Below are 3680 nucleotides of genomic sequence, written 5' to 3' on the forward strand. Positions count from 1 at the left end.
CCTGCAGAGGCCGAGGAACGATACTACGCCATGCTGGACGCACCAGCATTGGCCGCATAACTTAAACCAAACGGTCTCCGGCAAAGCCGGTGCGGTTCACAATGTTTGCAAATTAGGTGAACGAGCCAATTAGAATTCAATTGGAGGCTTATGCCAGACACGCTGAGGTGTGGGTTGATGTAGAGAGAGTCGTTCGATACGAATTCTCTTCGTTCACAAACCTTTAAACGACCCTCCGTTAAATTGAGCCTTGAATGAGGTACACGCTGGAAATGAAACTCGATGAGCAAAGTCTAAAGTGCGAATTGCTAGCGATGTTTCGCAGGCAAAGGCTCATTGGATCATCGTCAGTTATCGCCTCAGAGTTTGTATTGGGGCGAACCGGCTGCCGAAGTGATCTGGCTATTTGGAATGGACAGTTCATCGGCATTGAGGTGAAGAGTGCACGAGACTCGCTTTCTCGTTTGCCGGAACAACTCCAAGCGTATCTGAAATTTTTCGATGAGGTAATTTTGCTTTGTGATGAGACGCATCTCGTAAAAGCGGATGCACTCTGCCCGGCTGGCGTGGGCATATATGTCTGGCAGGATGACGAGATAAAGGTTTATCGTTCAGCGCAAACGAATATTCGACACGATGAAATGGAGTGCGCGCGGCACTTGAGCGTCAAGAATCTACAATCGGCTCTTGGACTTAAGCCGGGGCATGGCTACTCGCGAACAGCGCTTGAACGTCAACTTTTAAATGCCTCATCAATCTGCATTAAATCCCTCGTCAAAGCCTCTTTCAAATCGACTTATAGGTGCACCACCGAGATTTTTCTGAATGCCACTAAAAGAAAAAGCATAAAGCCTGAGCACCTTCGGCACCTAAGCCGATATGCTGACAGCCGCGAAGAACAGGAGAAAAACTACGCTGACCGGAAAACTTTTTGGAGGCAGTGGGAACAACAGGCGCAGGCTGTCTTTGGCTAATCAGTCGGTCCAGCCAACCTCATCCATAGAACTACTTTGTCCGCCTGTTGCTTGAATATGCAGATGGATATTGATCCTCGCGGCGGTGCACTTAGTAGCGGTATCAATTATATCTGTTTCGTCCTGATCTGCGGTTCGTTTGATATACTCAGTGCCCCAGATGCCAAGATCATCCCAACAAGCCGCGCCCATAGCGTCTTTAGCGGCTTTCCGAAATCCCTCGTTTTTATCTGCTGCATCATCTACTCTAAAGAAGTGCCAACGCGCGGTGTTGGCAAGGTCTATCCTCGGCGCGGGTGTTCCACTGCCGCCGCCCAAGGCTTCAGCACGTGCGCTTCCCCGGTCGCAATATATAGCGTTTTCGTAACCTATCGCTTCGCTTACAACTTCATGGAATTGGCGCTCGAATATATCTTGATGGCTTATCCCCACAAAATTTTCGGGGAATGTTGATGCGCTCACAGAGATTGAGCAATCGGGAAGTACAGCACGTATATTTTGTATGGTTGAGATAGCCGTTACTGACTTAACTAGTATCTCTCTATTTTGCTTCTCAAAATCGAGAATGAAATGAATTCGGTCAGAAGGGAATATTCCTTTAAAGCGCCCTGCGATGTCACCTGCATACCGAAGCATTGGCTCTTGTAATCTCACCGTGACATCGCGCCCCAAGTCGGCCAATCGAACTATCTGAGCATCTATTTGTCCAAGATTGGTAAGTTGCAGAGCGGGAAGAAAGTTTTCGTTCTCCTTTATAAATTCCACATAGTTTTGGTAGCCGTCCTCCGAATTTCTTAGGAGGTCAAATGCGTCGTGAACTGGGCGTCGTTTTCCCTTGAAAGGTATGGGTTCTGTTATGTCGGCAACAATGGTTCGAAGACCTACTGCCGCATTGACGCGCGCGACTGTTCTTGCAAGTTCATTTGCAGTGGCCCACGGCTGGAGAACGACGAAGGGGAGCAGAGTTTCCTTCACTTGGGGCGCGAGTTCTTCAAGTGCCCTCATCTCCGCCTGTCGCACGCCGAGTATCGGAATGTAGCTATAGTCAGTGAAACCCATCGGACAGACCTTACTTTAAGCCGAGTCGAATCTTCATCGCTGATTCTGAGACATTAAACTTATCCGCGAGAAATCCAACAGTATCTTCGACTTGAAGTATCTGAGCCTTGTCAATCCATTCGTTCACCAAACTGTCGGGCATCAATAAGTCGGCAGCCAGCCTATTAGCTTGGGCTTCTCGCGAATCTGATAGCTTCGAACGATACAGAACGTCATCCTCGATTCCCCCTCCTATTTGATCCCGGTGAAGAAGATAATGCGCAAGTTCGTGCGCGACAGTGAACCTCTGGCGGCGAGCAGAGTCATTCTTGTTCACCTTAATAGTAAAGCTGTCGGGATTATCGGGATCAGGGCGTATCTCCCCCGATATGCCTTTCGGCAGCGGTGCCGATATGATCTTAACCCCTCCGATAATGTCTGCTAGCCGGGATAGCTTAATTGGGGGTTGCTGCATTAGAGGTGAAAGGGCTTCTCGAATCTGGGGGTCGAGCACATGCCACTCGCGACTGTTCATTTATGCCTCGCTCAGCTTATCCGTTGAACGGCGATTCTGTGTCTGCGTTATCTGCTTTGCCTTGGCGCCTAGCCGCATCAGTGTAGATAATCGTATCGATTTGCTCTCGGAGCAGGTCGCGTAGCGGGCTGGTCTCTTTCGCCAATTCCGCGCTCACATGTTTGATAATGGTTTGATCCACTTCATCACGGAACTTTCCCGATTGCAGCATGAGTTCAAGATGTCTACTGGACGCTTCCCTCGTCATCTTCTCAAATTGAGAGTAGCCCCAAACCGCTAACACAGCGACAAAAACGCCTAGAATTGTGATAATTGTCGATGTCGCTGTAAGTAAAATTGCGACGAGATCACTGTAGGTCATTTGTAATTCACCTATATCGTCGGGTGAAATCTTAAACTTGAACAAAACCGAGACGGTGAAAATGACGCCCGATAGAAGACCAATACCAAAAACGGGTAAGTAAGAAGGCTCATGCCGACTCAAATTCGCACCCCCTCATTTGTTCTGATTATGTTCCGCCTACTCTGCAATGGCAATGCTAAATTCCAACACGATGACCGATTAATTTTCGCAAAAAATCTGAGTAGATAATCGATACACAACGAATGGATCATCCCCCCGATGCCCACGTGCGGCATTCATTTTGTTTCCGAGGATTTACTGCCAAATGCGAGATGAGTTTCCACGAGAAATGTTGCGACTGTCCCGGCGAGGTTTACCGCAAGGCTTGCGTGACGAGGTGAAGGACGAACCGGTAGACGGCCCCCTCTGCCATGTGCATCAGATAGCCGGTTTCTCAAGGTACCTATCCCGTTAACGACGGTCATTGCACCTCCTAGAATAGCTTTAATGGGTTCCTCGGTATGTTGGTCAGGCGCTAGGTTAAGCGCCCTTGCAGCCAGCGCGTAAAGCCTTGGAAGGTCTTCTTTATCCGTATAGACAGTTCCTCTTTCGTCCATAATGCGCTTGCAGACAGTCTCAAGCAACGTCCGCGCCACCGTGATGGCACCTTCTGGATCGGACGAACGGCGCGCTAGAGCAGATCCTGCTCAATCCGGGTCATAGCCTGCAGCCCTGAAGTAGTTTGCGCATTCCTCCGATGTGAATCGGGGGATCAATGTGCCGACGGCAT

The 3680-nt window shown here is 49.3% G+C and carries 5 protein-coding genes; 1 reads left to right on the top strand and 4 read right to left on the bottom strand.

The window, feature by feature from the left end:
* The first annotated feature begins 254 nt into the window (after window positions 1-254).
* Window positions 255-974 carry a sce7726 family protein gene (locus ACQZ48_RS23335; protein WP_112236009.1) on the top strand — a complete coding sequence of 240 codons (720 nt, stop codon included), beginning with the start codon at window positions 255-257 and terminating at the stop codon, window positions 972-974.
* Here ACQZ48_RS23335 and ACQZ48_RS23340 read toward each other — a convergent pair whose 3' ends face one another.
* The 4 genes from ACQZ48_RS23340 to ACQZ48_RS23355 form a co-directional block, all read right to left on the bottom strand.
* Window positions 975-2033 (bottom strand): beta family protein, encoded by a 1059-nt coding sequence (locus tag ACQZ48_RS23340; RefSeq protein ID WP_121690195.1) that lies wholly within the window; start codon window positions 2031-2033, stop codon window positions 975-977. It abuts the gene before it with no gap.
* 10 nt (window positions 2034-2043) lie between these two features.
* The gene (locus ACQZ48_RS23345) at window positions 2044-2547 is read right to left on the bottom strand and encodes an ImmA/IrrE family metallo-endopeptidase (RefSeq protein WP_063951243.1); all 504 of its coding nucleotides are present in this window, start codon (window positions 2545-2547) and stop codon (window positions 2044-2046) included.
* Window positions 2548-2563: 16 nt separating this feature from the next.
* A complete protein-coding gene (locus ACQZ48_RS23350; protein WP_162696315.1) occupies window positions 2564-2908 on the bottom strand; it encodes a hypothetical protein in 345 nt (114 codons plus the stop codon).
* A gap of 278 nt (window positions 2909-3186) precedes the next feature.
* On the bottom strand, window positions 3187-3507 hold the full coding sequence (locus tag ACQZ48_RS23355; protein WP_448729558.1) for an abortive infection family protein: 321 nt from the start codon (window positions 3505-3507) through the stop codon (window positions 3187-3189).
* Window positions 3508-3680: the final 173 nt, after the last annotated feature.

Source organism: Agrobacterium sp. 22-209-1 (genome assembly GCF_053522485.1).